The organism is Paenibacillus sp. JT22N7 (assembly GCF_059383875.1).
The window spans coordinates 746729-762178 of the sequence record NZ_JBXENY010000002.1; the positions used below are offsets into that span (position 1 = coordinate 746729).

Annotated in this window: 17 protein-coding genes; 13 read left to right on the top strand and 4 right to left on the bottom strand. The window is 49.5% G+C overall.

Translation table 11 applies throughout. The features are described 5' to 3' along the window. The first annotated feature begins 62 nt into the window (after positions 1 to 62). Entirely contained in the window at positions 63 to 353 is a 291-nt protein-coding gene (locus AC50Y5_RS08070) for a hypothetical protein (RefSeq protein ID WP_494859638.1), read from the top strand. Positions 354 to 400: 47 nt separating this feature from the next. Here the strand turns inward: AC50Y5_RS08070 and gerQ are convergent, their stop codons facing one another. Beyond that, on the bottom strand, positions 401 to 946 hold the full coding sequence (gene gerQ / locus AC50Y5_RS08075; protein ID WP_494859745.1) for a spore coat protein GerQ: 546 nt from the start codon (positions 944 to 946) through the stop codon (positions 401 to 403). A 53-nt stretch (positions 947 to 999) separates the two neighbouring features. Further along, positions 1000 to 1422 (bottom strand): cell wall hydrolase, encoded by a 423-nt coding sequence (locus tag AC50Y5_RS08080; RefSeq protein ID WP_056039230.1) that lies wholly within the window; start codon positions 1420 to 1422, stop codon positions 1000 to 1002. A 212-nt stretch (positions 1423 to 1634) separates the two neighbouring features. Here AC50Y5_RS08080 and cyoE point away from each other — a divergent pair, with 212 nt between their 5' ends. From cyoE to AC50Y5_RS08095, 3 genes are read left to right on the top strand one after another with little or no spacing between them, the layout of a single operon-like run. Beyond that, positions 1635 to 2534, top strand: coding sequence for a heme o synthase (gene cyoE, locus AC50Y5_RS08085; RefSeq protein ID WP_081418958.1), 900 nt, complete (start codon positions 1635 to 1637; stop codon positions 2532 to 2534). A 40-nt stretch (positions 2535 to 2574) separates the two neighbouring features. Further along, entirely contained in the window at positions 2575 to 3195 is a 621-nt protein-coding gene (locus AC50Y5_RS08090; RefSeq protein ID WP_056039236.1) for an SCO family protein, read from the top strand. A gap of 2 nt (positions 3196 to 3197) precedes the next feature. Further along, a complete protein-coding gene (locus tag AC50Y5_RS08095; RefSeq protein WP_056039239.1) occupies positions 3198 to 4142 on the top strand; it encodes an AEC family transporter in 945 nt (314 codons plus the stop codon). Here the strand turns inward: AC50Y5_RS08095 and AC50Y5_RS08100 are convergent. Together AC50Y5_RS08100 and AC50Y5_RS08105 are read right to left on the bottom strand one after the other, a co-directional pair. Next, the gene (locus AC50Y5_RS08100) at positions 4139 to 4495 is read right to left on the bottom strand and encodes a ribonuclease M5 (protein ID WP_056040085.1); all 357 of its coding nucleotides are present in this window, start codon (positions 4493 to 4495) and stop codon (positions 4139 to 4141) included. The genes AC50Y5_RS08095 and AC50Y5_RS08100 overlap by 4 nt on opposite strands. 366 nt (positions 4496 to 4861) lie before the next feature. Beyond that, positions 4862 to 6028 carry an MFS transporter gene (locus tag AC50Y5_RS08105; RefSeq protein WP_056039241.1) on the bottom strand — a complete coding sequence of 389 codons (1167 nt, stop codon included), beginning with the start codon at positions 6026 to 6028 and terminating at the stop codon, positions 4862 to 4864. 227 nt (positions 6029 to 6255) lie between these two features. On the opposite strand from AC50Y5_RS08105, the gene AC50Y5_RS08110 reads away from it, so the two are divergent. The 9 genes from AC50Y5_RS08110 (at position 6256) to AC50Y5_RS08150 (ending at position 15247) form a co-directional block, all read left to right on the top strand. Next, positions 6256 to 6717, top strand: coding sequence for a hypothetical protein (locus AC50Y5_RS08110; protein ID WP_237163324.1), 462 nt, complete (start codon positions 6256 to 6258; stop codon positions 6715 to 6717). A gap of 53 nt (positions 6718 to 6770) precedes the next feature. After that, positions 6771 to 7949 (top strand): transglutaminase domain-containing protein, encoded by a 1179-nt coding sequence (locus AC50Y5_RS08115; RefSeq protein ID WP_494859642.1) that lies wholly within the window; start codon positions 6771 to 6773, stop codon positions 7947 to 7949. A gap of 18 nt (positions 7950 to 7967) precedes the next feature. After that, positions 7968 to 10028: a peptidoglycan D,D-transpeptidase FtsI family protein gene (locus tag AC50Y5_RS08120; protein ID WP_494859647.1), complete on the top strand. Its 2061-nt coding sequence runs from the start codon at positions 7968 to 7970 to the stop codon at positions 10026 to 10028. Positions 10029 to 10224: 196 nt separating this feature from the next. Continuing rightward, on the top strand, positions 10225 to 11193 hold the full coding sequence (locus tag AC50Y5_RS08125) for a metal ABC transporter solute-binding protein, Zn/Mn family (RefSeq protein WP_046228565.1): 969 nt from the start codon (positions 10225 to 10227) through the stop codon (positions 11191 to 11193). A 28-nt stretch (positions 11194 to 11221) separates the two neighbouring features. After that, the gene (locus AC50Y5_RS08130) at positions 11222 to 12001 is read left to right on the top strand and encodes a metal ABC transporter ATP-binding protein (protein ID WP_056039250.1); all 780 of its coding nucleotides are present in this window, start codon (positions 11222 to 11224) and stop codon (positions 11999 to 12001) included. A gap of 7 nt (positions 12002 to 12008) precedes the next feature. Further along, on the top strand, positions 12009 to 12947 hold the full coding sequence (locus AC50Y5_RS08135) for a metal ABC transporter permease (RefSeq protein WP_056039253.1): 939 nt from the start codon (positions 12009 to 12011) through the stop codon (positions 12945 to 12947). Continuing rightward, the gene (locus AC50Y5_RS08140; RefSeq protein ID WP_046228568.1) at positions 12944 to 13816 is read left to right on the top strand and encodes a metal ABC transporter permease; all 873 of its coding nucleotides are present in this window, start codon (positions 12944 to 12946) and stop codon (positions 13814 to 13816) included. The genes AC50Y5_RS08135 and AC50Y5_RS08140 overlap by 4 nt, the downstream gene beginning before the upstream one ends. A 188-nt stretch (positions 13817 to 14004) precedes the next feature. Continuing rightward, entirely contained in the window at positions 14005 to 14757 is a 753-nt protein-coding gene (locus AC50Y5_RS08145) for a Cof-type HAD-IIB family hydrolase (RefSeq protein ID WP_056039255.1), read from the top strand. A gap of 7 nt (positions 14758 to 14764) precedes the next feature. After that, positions 14765 to 15247 (top strand): DUF456 domain-containing protein, encoded by a 483-nt coding sequence (locus AC50Y5_RS08150; RefSeq protein WP_056039258.1) that lies wholly within the window; start codon positions 14765 to 14767, stop codon positions 15245 to 15247. Positions 15248 to 15450 lie beyond the last annotated feature (203 nt).

Below are 15450 nucleotides of genomic sequence, written 5' to 3' on the forward strand. Positions count from 1 at the left end.
GTATCGACGGCTGAAAGCTGATTTATGAAGGAGAGTTTAGGAAATGAAAAGGGGATGTAACGATGTATATTTGCTTTGCGGAATATCGCATTAAAACCGAAAACAAAATCGAGTATTTACATTATATAGAGCAAATGAAAGCAGCAAATGCCGAACTCCGTGTTTATGAAGGAACAGATCAGCCTGATTTATTCGTTGAGGTATGGCAGGCAGAAAGCGCAGAGGAGGCGGAGCAAATAAAAAAAGAACGCCTGAATGAGCGTTCTTCTTGGGGCCAGATGGCCGATTGGGTGCCGGGAGGCGCAGCGAAGGTGCATGTGTGGACGTTTAAGCCAGTCGCTGCGCCGCAATAAAAGAAGCGTGATAATAGATGACTGCCATTAGCGGCGGCTTGTTAGCCTTATTCGCGGCTGGTGCTCAGCGGTGTAGTGTTTGTAATTTTGCCGCCTTGGAATGGATATTCATAATTGATTGGGCCATCAAAGGTGACATAATCAAGATTAATGGAAAGCAGCAGATAACGCATGCCTGTTGTTGGATCGCTAATAATAATATGGTCACGGCCAGCTGCCTCTATAATGCCGCGGAACGTTTTGGCGTTCCACTCGCGGTTGTTCTCATATGTCATATAGAAGGTAGCCATTTTGCCGCGGTTAAGCCGTAAAATATTTTCTACGTATGATTCCTCTACGATCGGAACAGTAACCACATTGCCTCCGGATGGTGTTACGAAGGAACCGCTAGGAACGTTAACCGGCATCGGCTGCATCGCCTGCATGCCCGCTACCTGCTGCATGGCAGGCATTTGGCCACCCATCATTGCCGGCATCGGTGTTGGCATCGGCGTTGGCATTGGCATCGGCTGCGCGCCCATCTGATAAGGGTAGCCGTAGCCCCCTGTGTTTGCCGGACTAACCGCTGTTTTGTAACCATAACCATTCGTCATGTGAAATTCCTCGCTCTCCAAATAAAAAATCAGTTGCTGCATTTGCGATGATGCTAATACACACTTGGACAATCAGCTGCTGTAGGTACGAAGAAGCAGTGGGCTTTGAAGCGGCCGCTGTTCGATTGATTGTACCAGGTGCCAGGACAGCCTGCGGCCGGCCTAAAAAACCACAGCGCATTCGACGCCGGATGCTGCCGTTCCCCGCCAATGACGCGCTCGGCGAGCCGGATGTCGCGATCGCGCGCTTTTTGATAGAAATATCCCTTCTGTGTAGCCTCAAAGCCTCCGGGGCTTTGAAACACCATCTGCGGAATGGAACGAATATTTCTAAAGTCGAGACAGTTGCCCAGAACGCGGTTGACGCCAACGTTGCCTACCATCAGCATGCCAAGCTCGCCTTCCCCTTCCGCTTCTGCGCGCATCAGCCTAGCCAGCATTTTCGTATCCTCTGCATTTGTCTTGATGACTGCCACAGGCAGGCTCCTTTCAACCCTCAATGACGCTCCGCCGATCGATAGGCGAATGATCATGGGCGTTAAACTACATACTTAGTGTATTGTGAGCCCAGAGAAAGGGTTCCAAAATTATTGTCACATTTTGAGTGGCAAATTGATGAATTATAAGCTTGAGCGTTGTCATAACGTGGTTTTTTCTGTATGATTAAGAACGATTGACCAATGAATGTATGGGCGCAACGTGCGCCGTGTCACATACCTGGGAGGCTCGCTTCGTGTTTAAAGACTTGATAGCATTGACAAAACCAGGGTTGCTCCGGCTCAATATGTTTGCAGCTGTTGGCGGCTTTTGGGTAGCTTCCAAATGGCATATTGCCTGGTTTGATCTGCTTTGGATGCTGATTGGCTCCACGCTCACAATGGCGTCAGCATGCGTCATTAATAATTATTGGGATCGTGAGCTGGATCAGAAGATGGAAAGAACGAAAGGACGCGCCTTGCCAACAGGCAGAATGAGCCCGATGTTTGTGCTTGGTTATGGCCTTGTGCTTGGCATCATAGGGGAATTGGTGCTGTTTATAGCGGTCAATCCGCTTACAGGCTGGCTTGGACTTTTAGGATGGTTCGTATATATCGTGATTTATACGATTTGGTTGAAGCGCAGCTCCACATGGAGCACGTCGGTTGGCGGAATTTCCGGTGCGATGCCTCCAGTTATCGGTTATTGCGCAGTAACGAATGAAGTAGATGCAGGAGCTTGGCTCATGTTCGCTTTATTATTTTTATGGCAGCCCGCTCATTTCTGGTCGCTTGGCATTAGACGGGTGGAGGAATACCGCACAGCTGGCTTCCCGCTGCTGCCGGTTGTGAAAGGGATTAGACGGACAAAGCTGCAGATGATTCCTTATGTGGCACTGCTTATACCTACTTGCTTTCTCATGTTTTATTATGGATACACTGGATATGTCTTTCTAATCCTGTCCATTGCAGGCAGTGTACTGTGGGCCGTACATACGATTCGCGGCTTGAAGGCGAAGGATACGGAGAAATGGGCGAAAACGAATTTTCTCATTTCGGTTAATTATCTAATGGTTATTTTCATCGTCATGATTGTTAATACGGTGAAATAGCGCATCATTTCTGGACAAGCTTCATGGGAGGATGGGGATCATGGATTTTTTGAAAAAGCATAGCTTCAAAATCGCTGTGCTGGCACTTTGCCTGGGGATGGGCATTTATTTATTAATGACCAATGTATTTAAGCCGGAAGCGCCGATGCCGGTTCTGCAAGAAGCGCCGGCCTTTGAGCTTACGGATTTGGACGGCAACATCGTGTCGAAGGAATCGACGAATGGCAAAGCGAGATTGGTTTATTTTTATTTTGCCAATTGCCCGGATGTATGTCCGCCAACGACGTTTCTGTTGTCACAGGTGCAGGAAGGTTTGGAGAAGGAGGGCATACTTGGCACAGATGCCGAAATGATCTCGATTACGTTCGATCCCGAGCGTGATACAACGGAGGTTATTAAGGCGTTCGCGGAGCGCAATTATGCCAAGCTCAATGAAGGCTGGACGTTTTTGCGTGGGGATGATCCGCAGGCGGCCATCAAGCTCGCCCAGGATTTTGGCGCCAGTGCCATTAAGGACAAAGAAGGAACCGGCTTTACGCATATGAATGTCATTACTCTGGTGGACAAAACAGGCCAAATTCGCAAATGGATTGCTGGAAGCAATGAGGATTTGACGCCGGAAAGCATCGTTGCGGATATGAAGCGGCTTGCGAAGGAATAGCGATGGCTATCTTTTATCATATTTTATGGAGTAATGTTGCGCCGCTTACATTGATGATAGCTATTGGCTTCTCAATGCAGCGGCTTTTTTCTTTGGACATCAAAACCTTATCCAAGCTGAATTTTTATGTTTTTTCGCCGGCGGTCATTTTTCAGCTGCTGCGTACGACGGAGCTAGAAATGAGTCTAATATGGAAGGTGCTGCTGTTTGTCGTTATTTTCATGCTGCTGCAGGCTTTAGCGGTAGAGGTCGTTGTGAAAATGCGAGGGCTGCAAGGTGGCATGCGCGGCTCCATGCGCAACAGCGTACTGTTCTACAATAGTGCCAATTACGGCATACCGCTCAATCAGCTGGCGTTTGCGGGGAACCCGGTGACGCTGGCGGTGCAAATATTGGTCATGACGACGCAGTCCTTTTTGCCGAATACGTTCGGCATTTACAGCGTGAATGCTCATAAGCTGTCATGGCGCGATACGCTGAAGACGATTTTTTCGATGCCGATTATTTATGTCATTCCGCTCGCATTTTTATTAAAAGGGCTGGACGTAGAGATGCCGCAGCCGCTGCAAACGCCGATTGAATATTTGGCAAACGGTTTTATTGGAACAGCGCTCATTACGCTCGGCGTCCAGCTGGGCAGCATGAAGTGGCGGTTTGACAAGCGCCTGCTTGGCAATGTGCTGCTGTCGAACGGGCTTCGTCTAATAGGAGGCCCGCTGCTGGCAGCTCTTGCTATTTGGTTGATCAGCGCCACAGGACTGTTCGTATTCGACAGGCTGACGACAGCGGCGCTAATCGTTTCGGCCTCGGTGCCGACCTCGCTGAGCAGCGTGCTGCTGGCGGTGGAATTCGACAATGAGCCGGAATTTGCTTCACAGGCGGTATTTTTGTCAACGGTGTTCAGTATTGTGACAGTATCATTCGTTATTTTTATACTTCATATTTAGTCTTGCGGGGCAGGAGCGGGAGGAGGATACAGAATATGTTCCTCTAATCCCGCTTTTTCCAATTGGGCGATAACGTATTCCTCGGGTGTATGCTCAACGCCTGAATAGCCGCGCCGCGTATACATATGTTCGGCATCAGGGAACACATCGCGCAGCATGCCCCGAATGCGTTTTCCTGAGGAATCATTGTCTGTGAAAATATAAACGTGACGCTCAGCGATTTGCTTGCGCAGCTTCTCAAGCTGCTCCGTTCCCGGGGTGCCGTAGGTACAATAGATCGGAATGCTTTCGTCAAGCACGCGCCTGACGCGGCTTTTATCATTTTTGCCTTCCACAATAATCGCAATGTCTATCATGCTGATCACCTTGTTTTTTTAAAATATAACAATTTATAAGCTTCACACTATAAATGGGCTTATATTTCAACGCGAAACGGCAGCTTTACCACCAAAGGAAGGCTTCAGCCGTTTACGCTCGAAATATAACAATTTATAAGCTTCACACTATAAATGGGCTTATATTTCAACGCGAAACGGCAGCTTTACCGCTAAAGGACGGCTTCAGCCGTTTACGCTTGAAATATAAGAATTTATAAGTTTCCCCTTTATAATTAGGCTTATATTTCTCGGACTGAAACGCGCCGCGCCGCCAAAAGACGGCAACAGCCGTTTCACCTTGCATCCAGTGTATCAAATTACAAGGGGAAAAGCTTGCAGCGGTCATGATGAAAAATGGGTTCGTGTGACGAGCGGGCTGCGGCGGTGGAAAGGGAGAATCGACACAGCGAGCATCAGGACTAGAAATGCGATATAGTACGGCGACATATAGTTGCGCAGCTGACCAGCAAGCATTGGACCGAGAAAGGCTCCAATCGAATAGGCAATGGACAGAGCGGAGAAGGTGCGGCCGTAGCGTGCGCCTCCACTTAGCTCAATAAGCAATATTGAAATGGCGGGAATGACAATCCCTTTAGCCATGCCAACCAGCAGCAGCATAACGGCGAAGGGCAGCGGCGAATCAGCGGCTATTGTGAAATAAATTAAAGCCAGTGCGAGCGCCCCCCATAAAGTACGGCGATAGGCGGAGAGACGGTTGAGAAACAGCATGCTGAGCGTAATCAATGCGCCGATGCTGACCACGGAAAAAAGCAAGCCTGTTGTCATCATGCCAGCGGTCGTTGTCGCCATGAGCGGCAGCTCAAAGGACAGGATGCCCTGCGCGCAGCTGATGCCAACCGGCAATACATAAATCAGCCAAGAAACCGACTTTGAATCGGCGGCCGCTGGGGACGGCAGCTTCTGATGCTGTGCTCCGGCAGAAGTGACAGGAACGGCAGCAGCCGGGATGTCGCGAATGAAAAACAGCGCGCATATCGCAGTAACGATTAATATCCAGCCCAGCATATAAAATGCGGTGGCGAAGCCGATTTTGGCCACCATATAAGCGCCTGCTGCTGGGGAAACGACAGTTGCCAGCGTATGTACGAGCCCATTGCCGGCCATGAGCTTGCCCTGCTCGGTGCGATTGCTAGTCATGCGGGCGAGCAGGGCAAGGCATGCTGGCGAAAGGAAGGCGAGCACGAAGCCGCTAATGGACCGAAGGACAAGCAGCTGCCAAGGATTCGTCACTTGGGCTTGAAACAAGAGGATGACGCCGGCTCCAAGCAAGCTGAAGACGATAAACAGCCTGCTGCCAAAGCGGTCCACGCCATAGCCGGCAATGAGATTGCCAGGTAGATGCGTAATGGAATACATGCCCATCATCAGCCCAATGAACGAAGGCGCTGCGCCAAGCGAGATGGCGAAGGGCGTCAAAATCGGATATTGAGCATGCAAATCAAAAAAGGCGACGAACAGAAAAAAATAGAGCCAGATGGCGGTTTTCATCAGGCTTCACCTCCAGATTGTTATCAGCTTAGCAGGGAGTGCATCGATGACGGTCACGCTCGTTCCATTCATAGGCCATGCCCCTGAGCCATATAATTTACTTGTACGCCAAGGTCGGACAGGATATGTCTGCATAAAGCAAGGCGTCTAGCGTTTACGCTGGATTGCAGCTGGGGTATAATGTTTGATAATAGCAGTGTCCGCACGTTATAATAGGAGGGGTCAGGTTGGAGTTTCTGGATTTTTCAAGTTATGATTGGAATACTTGGAGCGATTTTCTGAAGGACCATTGGTTTGTGCTTGCTATTGCCCTTGTTGTGCTGCTGCTTGTTATCCGTATCGTCAAAACCGTTGTGAAATGGGCTTTAGTCGCCGTCATTGTGTTTGGCGTTATCGTCTACAGCGGGTATACGATGGAGGATTTGAAGGCATTTGGCACAAAGCTGGAGGAAACAACGGGAAGCCTTAAGCAGGAAGCGATTTCGGCTATGATCGGCGAAGCGAAGAACGCCAAGTTTACGACAAATGAAGACGGCTCCTATACGGTCGCTACAGATAGCGTAGCACTGACTGGCGTGCCGGGAACGAATGAAGTTTCTGTATCTTACCGCGGGAATGACTTGTTTAAACTGCAAATTGACGAGACGATTCAATCGATTATTGATCAAGCCAAACAAAACAAACAATAAGCACTTTTACTATAAATAAAGTTTTTGAGCAATGAATGAGGGGGATTATCGGAATGACGGAATGGATTCAGACAGGCGGCCAAAGCATGATGGAGCCTGTCACTGCTGCCGTTCTCCTGGTGCTCCTCGTCTCGCTCATTCAGGGTTTGATTAGAGGCGCATCGGGATCGGCGAGGCGTCTTTTCTTTTCTGTGTGGGAAAGCATCGTCATCGTGGCTTGTCTTGTCCTCGCGTCGCATTGGGCGGGAAAGCTTTCTCCAGTCGCAGCTGATATGCTGAGGAAGCATGTCATCGTCCCTAGCAGAGCGCTGGGGTCAATTGAGCAGGTTTGGTACACGTTGATAACGAGTATAAGGGATTTTGCGCTGCTGCGTTATGTCGTGCTGTTTTTGTTCATTTATTTGCTGCTGCGAGTAGCTGCCTCCGGGCTGAACCCGTTGTTTGAGCTCATGTTTAGGCGAAGGGTTCACCTAGACGGGGACGGGCAGCAGCAGGAGCGGCGAATGGCGCTTCCCAGGCAGCGGGCGGCAAGCCGCGTTTTTGGAGCTGTGTTAGGAGGCATCCATGGCGCAGGCCGTGCCTTCATAATCATTGGCGTCCTGTTCGTGTATGTGTCCTTGCTGCCTAATGGCGTTGGCGCACAGACGATTAAGCAATCGCCTCTGTATACGCAGGCAGCAGTGCTGCTTGAGCCGGTGGCGGGCGATATGCTAGCTGGACGCGGGCCTGTTTTAGCCGAGGCGATGCAGGCGGAATTCCAAAATATTTTACAGCGAAAATACGAAGTGATCGATTATGCCATTCCTGCAGACATTGAGCAGGCGGCGGTACAGGTCGTCAAGGATGCAGCGACCGATGAGGAGAAGGCAAGAGCGCTGTATGCGTGGCTAGGTACGCGAATTGCTTATGATTGGGACAAGGCCCGCAATTACGAAGAGCAGGGCATTTGGCAGGAGCAGTCTCCGCAAAACACATTTGATACGAGAAAAGGTGTTTGCATTGATGTTGCGAGATTGTATGACATGATGGCGCGAGCGGTAGACGTCGAGGTACGGGTCGTAACGGGGCTTGGCGCAGATGGGAAGGGCGGCTTCGGCCCCCATGCATGGAATGAAGTATTGATCAACGGGAAATGGCTGCCGCTGGATGCCACTTGGGCTTCTTCGGGCGATTGGTTTAATTCGCCGGATTTTGACCAGACGCATATTCGGGATAAGCAGCTGAGTATTTAATTCATAATTGAGGTGAGCATGTTGACGGATGATCCACAGAAAAGGGAAATTAATAATAAACGCCATTTCTCCTTTCGCCTGAACTTATTTTTCTTTATCGTCTTCGGTTTGTTCAGCGTATTGATTATTCAATTGGCTATTTTGCAGTTTGTTGAAGGACCGACGCTTAGTGCGGCGGGCAGCAAGAAAAGCACACGCAATGTGAAAATCGCGCCGATTCGCGGCAATATTTATGACTCCGAAGGGAAAGCCATTGCGTATTCGACTTCGACGCAGTCGCTTTATTTCAGCATTCCGCCGAATTATAAAACGGCAGAGCTTAAGAAGCTTGCTACTGAGGAAGCGACCAGGCTCGTAGAGGTGTTTGATAAATACGGAGATTCAGAATTGAAAATGACAGTGGAAGATGTCATTATGCAGATGGATTTAGGGTTTAGGCTCAATACGATTTCAACGCCGAGACGGATTAAAACGGGGCTGACGAATGATGAAATTGCTTATTTTCTCGGCAATAAAAGCAGCTTTGTCGGTCTAGATATTATGGAGGAAAGCGTACGTCACTATAGTCAGGATACGACTGCGGTTCAACTGGTCGGTTACTTGAAAAAATATAAAGGTGTAAGAGAAAACTTGGATTTTTATGGGGAAAAAGCTCAGGAAAAAGACCCTCAGCTCCAATACTTGGAGGATGAAGAGGTTGGGTTTGACGGGCTTGAGTTATTGTACCAGGATATATTGCGTGGCAAAAATGGGCTGAAGAGCTATCCGGTCAACAACCAGGAGGTTATCGTTGGTCCTGTACAAATAACGAATCCGGAAAAAGGCGATGACCTTTACCTGACGATTAATCGGGGCGTGCAGCAAACTACAGAGCAGGCCATTATGGATCAGATTAAGAAAATCAGTACTTCATCATTATCTGCTGAACGTGCGCCTTATGCGAAAATCGGCTTTGCAGTAGCGATGGAAGTGGAGACAGGCAAAGTAGTCGCAATGGCTAGCATGCCGGACTATGATCCGAACATTTGGGCTGGAGGCAGCATTAGCCAGAAGGATTATGACAATATTGAAAATGTAGTAAACAATGGAACGATTACGGAGGTATATCCTAAATACGATTCGGACGAGGAACGCAAAAGCCATCCTTCTTCCCTCGTTCCACCTGGATCGACGCTCAAGCCGCTTTCCGTTTTGATTGGCTTAAACGAAGGTTTGTTTAGTACAGATTCGATTTACAACGATACAGGCTTGTTTACATTTGGTAAAGCAGGTCATGAGGTTCCAATCCGAAATGCTGGCGGTCACGTCTATGGGGCGCTTGATCCGGCAAGAGCGATTGAGAAATCATCCAACCCTTTTATGGCTTCAATGGTCGGCAGCAGGCTGAACCAAAAATATCCCGGTGTCGAAGGGATTGATGTATGGGATAAATACATGAAGCAATTCGGCTTAGGCGTTTCTACAGAAAGCGGACTTCGCATGGAGAAAAAAGGCAGCGTCGATTACTATCACGAATTTGAGACAGCAAGTGCGCAATCCGCACTTATTCGTGCCTCATTCGGTCAACAGGCTCGTTATACCGCCTTGCAATTGGTACAATATGTTTCAATGCTGGCTAATCATGGAAAGCGCATGAAGCCTCAATTCGTGAATGAAATCAAGGATTCCTCGGGCAATGTTGTGCAGGCTTTTGAGCCAGTGGTGCTTAATACAGTAGACCTTCCTGATGCGTATTGGAAAGAAATCGAGACAGGCATGGGGAAAGTTGGCGTGCAAGGCTTCGATGGTGTAAGCTACACCTTTAATCGTAAAACAGGGACGGCACAATCGTCCGTTAAAGGCAGAACCGCGGATAACGGTGTGTTTATCGCGTATGCTCCTGCTAACAATCCTAAGCTCGCGGTTGCAGTCATTATGCCGGACGGTGGTTTTGGCGGCTGGGCGGCAGCGCCGGTTGCCCGTAAAATTTTTGATGCCTATGATTATGAAGTTGGTCTGAACGGCACTCCTGGAAAGGCAAAGGATGTCGCGGCTTCGACCGAGACAGATGCTGCCGGAACGGAAACAACGGTGCAATAATCGAGATTAATAGCTTATTTTAAAAGACTTTTTCAACAGCGCTGCTGGGGAAAAGGTCTTTTTTTTAAAAAAAATGTTGCACTAGAGAAACTTTTTTGTATAATATAAACAAAGAGGCGCTTAGCTAACTTACATTCGCATAGGCAAAATAAAATCAAATCAATTAAAACAATTAGATGGATAGGAGATTGAAAGCATGAAGAAGCAGCGTAAAATGAATTCGGCATTAAAGAGGTTAATTATGACGTTAATGTTTTTGGCTTTATCGGCAGTTGTACTGGCAGGGTGCGCAAGCGGCGGTGGCAGCGAGACGGCAAGTGGAGATGGGAAATTAAAAATCACGGCGACGACCGGAATGATCGCTAATGTGGCGGCAGAGGTTGGAGGAGACGACGTAGTTGTAACAGGACTTATGGGGTCAGGCATTGACCCGCATTTATACAAAGCATCCCAAGGCGATGTGAAGAAGCTGGATGAAGCGGATATTATTTTTTATAACGGCTTGCACTTGGAGGGGAAAATGGGAGAGATGTTCGAGAAGCTGGAGAAGCAAAAGCCAACGGTTGCGGTATCCTCGCAAATTCCAGAGTCGGAGCTGCATGGCAATCCAAGCGGCGATTCGACATCGCATGATCCGCATATCTGGTTTAATGTAAAGCTGTGGATGTCTGCAACCGAGGTTATGCGCGATACGCTAGTGGAGAAGGACCCAGCGAACGAGGCGGCCTACAAGGAACGGGCGGAGGCTTACCTGGCGAAGCTTGAGGAGCTTGACCAATATGCCCGTGAGCAAATCGCAACGATTCCTGAAAAGGGAAGAATTCTCGTAACGGCGCATGACGCCTTCGGATATTTCGGCGCAGCTTATGGCCTAGAGGTCACAGGCCTACAGGGAATGAATACGATGTCTGAGTATGGGTCGAAAGATGTGAGCGAGCTGAGGGATTTTCTCGTTGAGAAACAAATCAAAGCGGTCTTCATCGAATCCAGCGTTCCGCGCAAATCCATCGATTCCGTTATCGAGGGTGCTCGTCAATTGGGACATGAAGTGACGATTGGCGGCGAATTGTTCTCCGACGCCATGGGCGATCCGGGAACGGAAGAAGGTACTTATATCGGTATGGTCAAACATAACGTAGATACAATTGTAAATGCACTCAAATAACAAGACGCAGTGAGAGGCGATGGCTACTATGAAAAATCATTTGAAAACGGCAGCTCCTTTGACCATTGAAGGCTTAAGCGTAGCTTACCAGAAAAAACCGGTGCTGCGCGGCGTATCTTTCTCCATAGAGGAAGGAGAGCTGATTGGCGTAATCGGGCCGAACGGAGCGGGCAAGTCCACGCTCATGAAAGCGGCGCTCGGCCTCATTCCTCGCCTCAGCGGGGAAGTACTGATCTATGGCAAGCCGTACCGCCAGCAGCGCAGGCTGATCGGATATGTGCCGCAGCGCGAGTCGGTCGATTGGGATTTCCCGACGAATGCGCTGGATGTGGTCATGATGGGCCGTTACGGCCATCTGGGCCTGTTCGGCCGCCCTGGAGTGAAGGAGCGCAGGCTTGCGATGGAATGTTTGGCGAAGGTCGGCATGGCGGATTTCGCCACAAGGCAAATCAGCCAGCTGTCCGGCGGCCAGCAGCAGCGGGTATTTCTGGCGCGGGCGCTTGTGCAGGACGCCAAGCTGTATTTCATGGATGAGCCATTTGCAGGCGTCGATGCTGCAACCGAGAAAGCGATTATTACTTTGCTCCAAGAGCTGAAACGGCAGGGCAAGACCGTTATCGTCGTTCATCATGATTTGGCGACGGTCGAGGAATATTTTGACTCCGTGCTGCTGCTTAATGTAGAGCTTCAGGCATACGGCAAAACCGAGCAAGTATTTACACAGCAAATGCTCCAGCAAACCTATGGCGGGCGGCTTGCCTTTCTTGAGCGTGGCGGAAATGCCCGGCTTGCTGTCACGAAAGGGTGAGGCTGAGATGGAAACGTTGTGGAGACTGATTCAAGATCCGAATATGCAGTGGATTTTTCTAAGCTGTACGCTGCTTGGCTTAAGCAGTGGCGTCATCGGCTGCTTCTCTTATTTGCGCAAGCAAAGCTTGATGGGCGATACGCTTGCCCATGCGGCACTGCCCGGCATTTGTATTGCTTTTATGCTGACAGGCACAAAATCACTGCTGTTTTTTCTGCTTGGAGCAGGGGCAGCTGGCCTTGTCGCGACGTTCGGCATCGGCTGGATTACGCGAAATTCGCGGATTAAGCATGATGCGGCAATGGGGATTGTGCTATCCAGCTTTTTCGGCTTCGGTATCGTATTATTAACGATTATTCAGCATGGCGAATATGGCAATCAATCAGGACTGGATAAGTTTTTATTTGGTCAGGCGGCCGCGATGGTTGGCTCCGATGTACTTACGATGTCGATTGTGAGCTTATCGCTCATCGCGGTCTGTACGTTATTTTTCAAGCAATTCAAGCTTGTATCATTCGATCCCGGCTTTGCGCGCGGACTTGGCTATCCGGTTGCTTTAATCGAGCAATTGCTTATGTTTTTGATGGTCGTGGCTGTAGTAGTGGGCATTCAAGCGGTCGGTGTTGTGCTAGTGGCCGCGCTGATTATTACACCGGCGGTGTCGGCTCGTTATTGGACGGATAAGCTTGGCTTCATGGTTGTCATCTCTGGCGTGTTCGGCGCTTTAAGCGGCGGAATCGGCACGATTATTAGCTCGCTTGGCTCGAATTTGCCAACGGGCCCGCTGACGGTGCTTGCGGCAACGGCATTATTTCTTATTTCGATTTTGTTTGGCCCTCGTAGAGGATTGCTCGCGAAACGGATGCTGCGGCTCAAGGTTGCACGGAGCATCCATGAGGAGCAGGGACATAAGGAGCGGCAGCTAGAAGGGGGAGCGACGCTATGAGCGATTTTTGGATACTGCTAACGGGCTCGCTTGTCGCCAGCTGCTGCGGCATATTGGGGGCTTTTCTCGTTTTGCGAAAAATGGCGATGATCGGCGATGCGATTAGCCACTCGGTTATGCCGGGTATCGTTATTGCTTTTCTGATCAGCGGCTCACGGGATTCGCTCGTCATGATGCTGGCTGCTATGGCCTGCGGCTTGCTCGCTGTGTTCCTTATTCAGCTGTTTCAGCAAAGCGGCATTCAATCGGATGCCTCCATTGGTGTTGTATTTACCGCGATGTTTGCTACCGGGGTGCTGCTGGTGAGCTTGTATGCCCGCCAGGTGCATCTCGATCAGGATGCGATTTTATATGGTGAAATTGCCTATGTGCATTGGAATACGTGGACGCTGAACGGCGTCAGTATGGGGCCGATAGCAGTATGGCTGCTTGGCATTACGTTAACGGTCATTTTAGTCGTCATTGGGCTGTTCTATAAGCAGTTCAAATTATGCGCCTTTGATCCTGCGCTTGCGGCAGCTTGCGGCATTCCCGTTGCCTTGTTCCATTATTTATTGATGGGACTCGTGTCGATGGCGACGGTCAGCTCCTTCGAGAGCGTAGGGGCTATTCTCGTTGTCGGGCTGCTGGTTATTCCTGCTGCGACCGCTTATTTATTAACGGAACGGCTGAGCGTCATGATCGCCATGAGCGCAGGTGTGGGCATTGCCAGCACGTTCATTGGATATGGCGTGGCGACTGTGCTCGATGCCTCGATTGCAGGCTGTATCGTTAGTGCTGCCGGTGTGCTGTTCATCTTGGCACTGCTGTTCTCGCCTAGCCATGGCGTCATCTGGAAAAAATGGCGTTTGCGCCGTTTAGCACAGTAGTACGCGATATGCGAACTTTTCTGAAGCTGCGTTTAAAAACGCAGCGGGGATGAAGGTCAACCGGAATTTTGCGGTTGGCCTTTATTTTTTTGAAGTGGAGCAGGATCGTTTGGCTTACGCTTAAAATATGATAAAATGGCTGTATTGCATCAAGATATGATGTTATGCAGCAAATGCAGGAGGTAACGATGGCAGATTATAAATTAGTAGCACTCGATATGGATGGGACGCTGCTGAATGAACTGAGTGAAATTAGCGATGAAAATGCTTTGTGGATTAGAAAGGCGCTTGATGCGGGTATAACGGTCAGCTTCTCGACGGGACGCGGCTTCCGCAGCGCCTTGCCGTTTGCTGAGCAATTACAGCTTGAAACGCCGATGATTACGGTAAATGGTGGAGAGATCTGGAAGAAGCCGCATGTGCTGCACCGCAGAGCGCTGCTTGATCCTGATTATGTGCAAAGGCTGCATAAAATTGCCCAAAAGCACGCAGGCACCTGGTTTTGGGCGTACAGCACGAAGGACATTTATAATTTGGAAAAATGGATTACGCCAGCGGATGATTATGAAGCTCATCATTGGCTCAAATTCGGTTACTACACCGAAGATGATGTCGTGCTTAAGAAGATTTACGAGGAAGTCAGCGAGTGGGATGCGCTTGAAATTACGAACTCCTCCACGAGCAACTGGGAGATGAATCCGAAAGGCATTACGAAAGCAAGCGCGCTGAGCGAGCTTTGTGAAGTTATGGGCATCGAAATGTCACAGGTCGTTGCGGTTGGCGACAGCTTGAACGACATCGCAGCTATTCGCGATGCTGGTCTTGGCGTGGCAATGGGCAATGCCCAAGATGCAGTTAAGGAAGCAGCTGACGTCATTACGTTGTCGAATAATGAGCATGGCGTTGCCGAAATTATTAAGAAATACGTATTGAAGGGATGAAAACAGCTTGGACATCTTAGGCTGGTCGCTCGTTATTATTTTATTTATTGTCGGCATGGCGGGTACGGTTTATCCGATTTTGCCGGGGGCGCTTGCCATTTACGCCGCTTTTTTTGCGTACGGGCTGTGCATTACGTTTGAGCCGTTCGGCTGGGTCTTTTGGACGCTGCAGACGCTCATCGTCGTTGCCTTGTTCGTAGCGGATTATGCGGTCAGCGCCTGGGGCGTCAAGCGATATGGCGGCTCCAAAGCCTCTATAATCGGCAGCACCATCGGCCTTATTTTGGGACCATTCGTTATTCCAGCATTCGGTCTAATTATCGGTCCGTTCGTGGGCGCGGTTATCGGCGAGCTGTTCGTCGTTCAGGAATGGAAGCATGTAACGAAGGTCGGCATCGGCTCGCTGGTCGGGCTGCTGTCGAGCGTTGTGGTGAAGGTTATTTTGCAATCCATCATGATTGTGCTCTTTATTGTTTGGCTGGTTGTTTAAAGGGCGATTGATGAAAATAGTGCTGCGCTGCGTAAAAGATTTGGTTTTCGATCGCTGTTGCCCCAGAAATTTTGAATATATCCGCTCAGCGGTATAATTTCTGGGGCAAAGGCGAACGCTCCGCTTCTCAAATCCAAACCTTTTACTCCGCTTCGCCCTTTTCATCAACAACCTTCACTCAAAACAGCTCGGACAATCCTTCG

What these genes read in the sequence shown, in the direction of transcription:
- AC50Y5_RS08070 (WP_494859638.1), top strand. Translation starts at nt 63, where the DNA reads ATGTATATTTGCTTTGCGGAATATCGCATTAAAACCGAAAACAAAATC.
- gerQ (WP_494859745.1), bottom strand. Translation starts at nt 946, where the DNA reads ATGACGAATGGTTATGGTTACAAAACAGCGGTTAGTCCGGCAAACACA.
- cyoE (WP_081418958.1), top strand. Translation starts at nt 1,635, where the DNA reads ATGGGCGCAACGTGCGCCGTGTCACATACCTGGGAGGCTCGCTTCGTG.
- AC50Y5_RS08090 (WP_056039236.1), top strand. Translation starts at nt 2,575, where the DNA reads ATGGATTTTTTGAAAAAGCATAGCTTCAAAATCGCTGTGCTGGCACTT.
- AC50Y5_RS08095 (WP_056039239.1), top strand. Translation starts at nt 3,198, where the DNA reads ATGGCTATCTTTTATCATATTTTATGGAGTAATGTTGCGCCGCTTACA.
- AC50Y5_RS08105 (WP_056039241.1), bottom strand. Translation starts at nt 6,028, where the DNA reads ATGAAAACCGCCATCTGGCTCTATTTTTTTCTGTTCGTCGCCTTTTTT.
- AC50Y5_RS08115 (WP_494859642.1), top strand. Translation starts at nt 6,771, where the DNA reads ATGACGGAATGGATTCAGACAGGCGGCCAAAGCATGATGGAGCCTGTC.
- AC50Y5_RS08120 (WP_494859647.1), top strand. Translation starts at nt 7,968, where the DNA reads ATGTTGACGGATGATCCACAGAAAAGGGAAATTAATAATAAACGCCAT.
- AC50Y5_RS08125 (WP_046228565.1), top strand. Translation starts at nt 10,225, where the DNA reads ATGAAGAAGCAGCGTAAAATGAATTCGGCATTAAAGAGGTTAATTATG.
- AC50Y5_RS08130 (WP_056039250.1), top strand. Translation starts at nt 11,222, where the DNA reads ATGAAAAATCATTTGAAAACGGCAGCTCCTTTGACCATTGAAGGCTTA.
- AC50Y5_RS08135 (WP_056039253.1), top strand. Translation starts at nt 12,009, where the DNA reads ATGGAAACGTTGTGGAGACTGATTCAAGATCCGAATATGCAGTGGATT.
- AC50Y5_RS08140 (WP_046228568.1), top strand. Translation starts at nt 12,944, where the DNA reads ATGAGCGATTTTTGGATACTGCTAACGGGCTCGCTTGTCGCCAGCTGC.
- AC50Y5_RS08145 (WP_056039255.1), top strand. Translation starts at nt 14,005, where the DNA reads ATGGCAGATTATAAATTAGTAGCACTCGATATGGATGGGACGCTGCTG.